We start from the raw sequence: 6828 nt of genomic DNA on the forward strand, positions 1-6828 counted from the left end.
CGCGCCAGTGCGAGCAGCAGGTCAAGCGGGCCTTCATAGCCCTCGACATCGACGACCAATGCCGGTTCGGCTTCGGCCAGCTCCGTCGTGGGACGGCCGGTTTCAAACGACAGAATTTCAGCGGTCATGCGCTCGCGGGTCCCAGCCGGTTGATCAGGGCATCGAGCTCGGCGCGCGCAGCGCTGCGGTCGAATCCCGTGGGTGGCTTGCGCGCCGCAAGCGCGCGGTCGGCGCGGATCAGAGCCTGGCCGGCCAGCTCCGGCGTCTCGGCCGCGACGGCCTGCATCTCCTCGAGCTTGCCGTTGCAATGCAGCACCATGTCGCAGCCCGCCGCGACGATCGCGCGCGTCCGCTCCGCGATCGATCCGGCCAATGCGTTCATGGACACGTCATCACTCATCAACAAACCCTGGAACCCGATCCGTTCGCGAATCACCCGCTGGATCATTGTCGCAGAAGTCGTGGCCGGATGGGCGGCGTCGATCGCGCTAAACACAACATGTGCAGTCATGGCCATCGGCAGGTCGGCCAAGGGCCTGAACGCGGCGAAATCGGTGGCGTCGAGCTCCGTTTCAGGGGTGTCGACGGTCGGCAGCCGGTGGTGGCTGTCGGCGGTGGCGCGGCCGTGGCCAGGGATGTGCTTGAGCACCGGCAGCACGCCGCCCTGCTCCAACCCCTCCGTCACCGCCCGGGCAATCGCCGCCACCTTGGCCGGCGTCGTGCCATAGGCCCGGTCCCCGATCACGGCATCGGCGCCGGCAATGGGGACATCGGCCAGCGGCAGGCAGTCGACCGTTATCCCCAGCCGGCTCAGATCATCGGCGATCAGGCGGGCGCTGAGCCAGGCAGCACGGAGGCCTGCGGCCGAATCAAGGTCGTGGAGGCGGTCGAACACGACGCCGGGGGGATAGGCCGGCCAGTGCGGCGGCCCCAGCCGCTGCACCCGCCCGCCCTCCTGGTCGATCAGGACCGGGGCGTCAGCGCGGCCGGCGCAATCGCGCAATTCCTGAACCAGTGCAGCCACTTGAGTGGGTGACTGGACATTGCGTTTGAAGAGGATGAAGCCCCAGGGCTTCGCATCGCGGATGAAGGCGCGCTCGGCCTCGGTGAGGTCTGGGCCGGAGATGCCGGTAATGAAAGCCCGCATGGTCATGCGGGCCGCATAGACCCCGCCTCAGGGGCGGTCAAGCGAGCCTTAATTGTTGCTAAACGGGAAACACTGTCCGCCGGCAGTTTTCAACGTTCCGCACATCTTGTTGGCCTCTTCCTTCGTCGCGAAGGGGCCGACGGCCGCGCGGTACTTGACACCGCCCTTATCGCCCAGATCCATCCGCTTGATGATCGGCTCGTACTTGCCGAGCACCGCGGTGTACTTGTCCTGGACGGCCTTATAGGACGTCATCGCCTCGGCCTCGCTGGCCTGCGACGAGATCGAGACCAGATAGCCCCCGGTGCGCTCGGTCTGGGTCTGCTCGGTGACCGGCACGGCCGCAGCGATGCGGGCCGGCGCGGTTGCGGGCTGCGGCGTCAGCGGCATCGGGGTTTCGGTCGCCGCGGAGGCATTGGCGTTGGCCGGCGACTTCTTGCCCTTCATCGCCTGCTTGGTCGGCGGCGGATTGGCCGGTGGCATCCCGGGATCAGCCGCGCCAGCCTGGTTGCCACCAGTGACCGACAGCGTCTTGATCGGCCGCGGATCGCTGTTGGGGAGAATGCCGTTCGCGTTGGCGATCTGCGCCGGCGTCACGCTCGGAGGCGTCGTCGGCGGAGGCCCACCGTTCTGGCTCATCTGCGGGAACACGACGCGGGGATTGCCGCCGCGCGTGTTCAAGTCCATCGGCGTCTCCTCGCGGGACACCAGCTTCTCGCCGCCATCGCCACCGAGCAGCCGGTCCGGCACCTTCGGTGTCGTGTCCTGCTGCGCCATGATCTTGGTCGGGCTGTTGTCGGCCCGGATGATCGGCGGCTCTCCGGTACGCCCGGACGAGATATAGGTCTTGTAGCCATAGGCACCGCCGGTTCCGACCACCGCAAGGGTCAGCACCGCGAGCACCGTGCTCATGCCGCCGCGCCGACGCGGCCGCTCCTCTTCCTCGCCCTCGTCGTAGCCGTCCTGGTAGCCGTATTGGCCGTCCTGGAATTCGTTGTCGCCCTGGAAACCCTGCTGTCCCCCGCCCATCTGGCCGAACAGCGCATCGTCGTAGCGCGAGGAGTCCTGGTCGTTGTCGTCGTAGCCGTCGCGGTTGTAGTCGCGATCGTTCTCGGCAAAGCCGTGGCGCGAGTCGCCGACGCTGTAGTCGAGCTTGGACAGCTGGTCGGCGAATTCGGCGTTCGGATACCCCGGTTGCGGCCGCGGCGCGGCGGGCGCGAAATCCTGCTCGGGGAAGCCGGGCTGGCCGCGCGGATCCTGAAAACCGGCAGGAAAAGCCGGCGGGGCTGGCGCCGGCTGCGGCTGCTCACGTCCCATGTCGGCAAACGGATTGGCGGCGGCCGGCTGGGCGCGCTGCATCCAGGCCGGAGCGCCGGCGGGCGGCATGGCTGCGGCGGGCTGTTCTGGAACTGGCGCGGCGGGACGAGGCATCGGCCGCTGCTGGGCCTGAGGCGTGCCCCGGCCCGATGCTGCAAAAGGATCGTTCTGCCCGATCAGACGGGCGAGTTCGGCGAGCGGATCGGCATCGCCCGACTGGTTTCCACCGCGGCCAAAACCATCAGCGGGAAAGGGTCTGTCCTGGTAACGATCAGCCATCGTGATGAAGCGTCCCTGCGGGTGAGCCGCATATGCGTCCTAAGGCGGACCCTGCCAGATTGAGGCCCCCAACTGAAGTCGCGTGTTTCCCCCAATCAGCGCATTGCATCAGGAGCATTAACGCCCAAGATCGCAAGTCCCGACGCCAGTACCGAGACGACGCCCTGAACCATGGCCAAACGTGCCTTGGTCAATTCTGCATCATCATCGATAATGAAGCGTAAATAGGGCAAATCCCGCCCCCGGGTCCAGAGGGCGTGAAATTCGCTTGCAAGTTCATAGAGGTAGAAGGCGATCCTGTGCGGCTCATGCGCCAGGGCCGCGCTCTCCACCGTACGTGGGTACAGGGCCAGCCGTTTCAAGAGGTCGTGTTCGGCCGAGTCGGCCAGTTTTTCCAGGTTAGCCCCGCGCAGGAACGCGATCCGCGCCCCCTCCTCCTCCGGCAGCTCGGGCAGGCTCTCCCGGGCATTGCGGAAGATCGAATGCCCGCGGGCGTGACCGTACTGGACATAGAACACCGGATTGTCGCGCGACTGCTCGATGACCTTGGCGAGGTCGAAATCCAGCACGGCATCGTTCTTCCGATAAAGCATCATGAAACGGACCGCATCGCGCCCCACTTCATCAACAACTTCGCGCAAGGTGACGAAGTCGCCGGAGCGCTTCGACATCTTCACCGGCTCGCCGTTGCGCAACAGCTTGACGAGCTGCACGACCTTGACGTCGAGCACCGCCTGCGCGGCCGTCACCGCTTTCACCGCGGCCTGCATGCGCTTGATGTAGCCGCCGTGATCGGCACCGAACACGTCGATGAGATCGGCAAAGCCGCGCTCGAACTTGTGCCTGTGGTTGGCGATGTCGGAGGCGAAATAGGTGTAGCTGCCGTCCGACTTGATCAGCGGACGATCGACGTCGTCGCCAAAGGCAGTGGCGCGGAACAGCAGCTGCTCGCGATCCTCCCAGTCCTCGACCGGCGCGCCCTTCGGCGGCGGCAGACGACCCTCATAGACGTCGCCGCGCCCGCGCAGGAAGTCGATGGTCTCAGCGACCTTGTTGGTGCTGCCTGTGATCAGGGAGCGCTCGGAGAAGAACACGTCGTGCCGAATGTTAAGCGCCGCGAGATCGTCCTTGATCTCGTCCATCATCATCGCGATCGCCTTGTCGCGGACGATCGGCAGCCACTCGGCCTCAGGCATCGCCTTCAGCCGGTCGCCATGCTCGGCGGCGAGCGCCTGCCCGACCGGCTTGAGATAGTCGCCGGGGTAGAGGCCCTCCGGAATCGCGCCGATGTCCTCGCCGAGCGCCTCGCGATAGCGGAGGAAGGCGGAGCGCGCGAGCACGTCGACCTGCGCGCCGGCATCGTTGATGTAGTACTCGCGCGTGACGTCGCGGCCGGCGAACTGCAGCAGGCTCGACAGCGCGTCACCGAACACGGCGCCGCGGCAATGGCCGACATGCATCGGCCCGGTCGGGTTGGCCGAGACGTATTCGACGTTGACCTTCGCCGCGCCCGGAACAGGCGCCAGGCGGCCGTAGTCGGCGCCCTCGCGCAGGATGGTGGCCAGCGCCCGCGTCCAGACGATGGGCTGCAAGGTGAGATTGATGAAGCCGGGACCGGCGACGTCGACCTTGGCGACCAGCTCATCGGCGCGCAGCCGCTCGGCGATCTGCTCGGCGAGATCGCGCGGCTTGGCCTTGGCCTCCTTGGCCAGCACCATGGCCGCGTTGGTCGCCATGTCGCCGTGGCTCGGATCGCGCGGCGGCTCGACCACCACGCGCGAGAAATCGATGCCCTCGGGCCAGCCGCCGGCCTTGGCCAGCGCGGCGCAGATGGCGTGCACGCGGGCCAGCATGTCAGCAAAAAGATAGGGGGTGGACGCTTGTTCAACCATGCCCGCGCCTAACGCAAATCCGGGGTCGAGTCAAAAAGCCGATGGTGTTCGGTTAACGCAAAACGGTCGGTCATTCCGGCGATAAAGTGGCTGATCCGGCGCGCCCGATCGCCCTCTCCCGCACAGCCGTCGAGCCAGCCGGCCGGCAATGTCGCGCCATCCTCCTGATAGCGGCCGAACAGGTCGGCGACGATGCGCTCGGCGTCGCGCATCACGCGCATGACCCGCTCGTGGCGATACATCCGCTGCCAGAGGAACGCCTTGATGGTGGCCTCGTGCTCGGCGACATCGGCCGGGAACGCCACCAGCGGGCCGGCATGGCGCCTGACGTCATGAGGCGAGACGGGTTTTGCGCGCTCGATTCGGCGCTGCGCCTCGGCGGCCACGGCCGCGATCAGATAGGAGATCAGCTCGCGCACCAGCTCGGCGCCGCGGCGGATGTCGTCGAGCGCAGGATACTGCCCGTCGATCTCGGCGATCATGGCCGCGAGCAGCGGCACCTCCTTGAGATCGTCGACCGCGAACAGACCGGCCCGCAGGCCATCATCGATGTCATGCGCGTCATAGGCGATGTCGTCGGCGAGCGCGGCGACCTGCGCCTCCAGCGAGGCGTAGCTCCACAGCTCCAGGTCGAACCGGGTGTTGAACTCGGCGATCCCCGCGGGGACCGGCCCCTGCAACGGCCCGTTGTGCTTGACGATGCCCTCGAGCGATTCCCAGGTCAGGTTGAGCCCATCGAAATCCGGGTAGCGCTGCTCGAACGACGTCACGATGCGCAAGGTCTGGGCATTGTGGTCGAAGCCGCCATGCTCAGCCATGCAGCGGTTGAGCGCCCGCTCGCCGGCATGGCCGAACGGCGGATGTCCCAGATCATGCGCCAAAGCCAGCGTCTCGGTCAGGTCCTCGTCGAGGCCGAGCTGACGGGCCAGCGCGCGGGCGATCTGGGCCACCTCCAGGGAATGGGTCAGGCGGGTGCGGTAATGGTCGCCTTCGTGGAAGACGAACACCTGGGTCTTGTGCTTGAGCCGGCGGAAGGCGGTGGAATGGATCACCCGGTCGCAATCCCGGCGGAACGGGCTGCGGGTGCGCGACGGCGGCTCGGCGAACAGCCGGCCCCGGCTGCGATCGGGATCGCAGGAATAGGGCGCGCGGGGGGCAGCCATTCCGACCGACACGGGCGATTGTTCCTTTTGCGGTTTGATTCCTTGAGGCAGCCCACTTAACTATGGGGAGTGCCCGGGACCAAATGAATAGGGCATGACGCGCTACTCTCGGAGACCTCCTGCCATGACTGATGCCTCGACGACTGATGCCTCGACCGGCCCCGTCACCATCAGCGAACGCGCCGCCCGCCGCATTGGCGAGATCCTCGGCAAGGAGACGGCCGGCGCGATGCTGCGCATCTCGGTCGAAGGCGGCGGCTGCTCCGGCTTCCAGTACAAGTTCGACGTCGACCGCACCAAGGCGGAGGACGATCTCGTCATCGCGCGCGACCAGGCGATCGTGCTGGTCGATCCGGCCTCGGTGCCGTTCCTGGCGGGCTCTGAGGTCGATTTCGTCGACGACCTGATGGGCGCCTCGTTCCGGATCAACAATCCCAACGCCACCGCCTCCTGCGGCTGCGGCACCAGCTTCTCGATCTGACCACCACCACCGTCATTCCGGGGCAAGGCCGCAGGCCTTGAACCCGGAATGACGGTGTTGGCGTCCATTTCCAACAAGCTCGAGATTCCGGGTTCAATCGCCCAACGCAGCCGCGGCGCGGCTGCTTTGGACGATTGCCCCGGAATGACGATTGGGGGACGAAGAAATCGGACTTGGCTGCTCAGCGCAAGCTCCCCCCTCCCCCGGCTTAGGCCTCGGCAGTCGCAGCCGCGGCCTCGTCCGGCGCCAGCGCCGGCGCCTCAACGCTCGGGGCTGGCGTGCCGATCGCCTTCAGCATCGCCGCGACCATCGCCGGCTTGCGCAGCGGCTTGGCGAGGAAGTCGGTCATGCCGGCCTCGCGGCACTGCTTGATGTCGTCGGGGAAGGCGTTCGCGGTCAGCGCGATGATCGGCAGTTCGGCCAGCCTGCCGCCCTTCGCACGGATCGTCCGCGTCGCGGTGATGCCGTCCATCTCGGGCATGCGGACATCCATCAGCACCAGGTCGAACTCCTGCTCGGAAGCCGCCTTCACCGCCTGCAGGCCGTCCG

General features: G+C 66.9%; 6 protein-coding genes and 1 pseudogene. 1 reads left to right on the top strand and 6 read right to left on the bottom strand.

Translation table 11 applies throughout. The features are described from left to right. From BRAO375_RS37240 to BRAO375_RS06415, 5 genes and pseudogenes are all read right to left on the bottom strand, one after another. Positions 1-128: pseudogene (locus BRAO375_RS37240) on the bottom strand (segregation/condensation protein A); the annotation flags it as partial. Then, on the bottom strand, positions 125-1153 hold the full coding sequence (gene nagZ, locus BRAO375_RS06400) for a beta-N-acetylhexosaminidase (protein ID WP_009026644.1): 1029 nt from the start codon (positions 1151-1153) through the stop codon (positions 125-127). The pseudogene BRAO375_RS37240 and the gene nagZ, both read right to left, overlap by 4 nt. A gap of 42 nt (positions 1154-1195) precedes the next feature. Next, positions 1196-2743, bottom strand: a complete 1548-nt coding sequence (locus BRAO375_RS06405; protein WP_009026645.1) for an SPOR domain-containing protein — start codon at positions 2741-2743, stop codon at positions 1196-1198. A gap of 95 nt (positions 2744-2838) precedes the next feature. After that, on the bottom strand, positions 2839-4635 hold the full coding sequence (gene argS / locus BRAO375_RS06410) for an arginine--tRNA ligase (RefSeq protein WP_035639252.1): 1797 nt from the start codon (positions 4633-4635) through the stop codon (positions 2839-2841). A gap of 8 nt (positions 4636-4643) precedes the next feature. Next, positions 4644-5810, bottom strand: coding sequence for a deoxyguanosinetriphosphate triphosphohydrolase (locus BRAO375_RS06415; protein ID WP_009026647.1), 1167 nt, complete (start codon positions 5808-5810; stop codon positions 4644-4646). A gap of 112 nt (positions 5811-5922) precedes the next feature. On the opposite strand from BRAO375_RS06415, the gene erpA reads away from it, so the two are divergent. Next, the gene (erpA, locus tag BRAO375_RS06420; RefSeq protein ID WP_009026648.1) at positions 5923-6279 is read left to right on the top strand and encodes an iron-sulfur cluster insertion protein ErpA; all 357 of its coding nucleotides are present in this window, start codon (positions 5923-5925) and stop codon (positions 6277-6279) included. Between the two features lie 208 nt (positions 6280-6487). Here the strand turns inward: erpA and BRAO375_RS06425 are convergent. Beyond that, positions 6488-6828: response regulator (locus BRAO375_RS06425; protein WP_035639258.1), on the bottom strand; the 341-nt coding region annotated here is incomplete at its 5' end.

This window comes from Bradyrhizobium sp. ORS 375 (genome assembly GCF_000239775.1).
Lineage (GTDB): Bacteria > Pseudomonadota > Alphaproteobacteria > Rhizobiales > Xanthobacteraceae > Bradyrhizobium.

What these genes read in the sequence shown, in the direction of transcription:
- argS (WP_035639252.1), bottom strand. Translation starts at nt 4,635, where the DNA reads ATGGTTGAACAAGCGTCCACCCCCTATCTTTTTGCTGACATGCTGGCC.
- BRAO375_RS06405 (WP_009026645.1), bottom strand. Translation starts at nt 2,743, where the DNA reads ATGGCTGATCGTTACCAGGACAGACCCTTTCCCGCTGATGGTTTTGGC.
- erpA (WP_009026648.1), top strand. Translation starts at nt 5,923, where the DNA reads ATGACTGATGCCTCGACGACTGATGCCTCGACCGGCCCCGTCACCATC.
- nagZ (WP_009026644.1), bottom strand. Translation starts at nt 1,153, where the DNA reads ATGACCATGCGGGCTTTCATTACCGGCATCTCCGGCCCAGACCTCACC.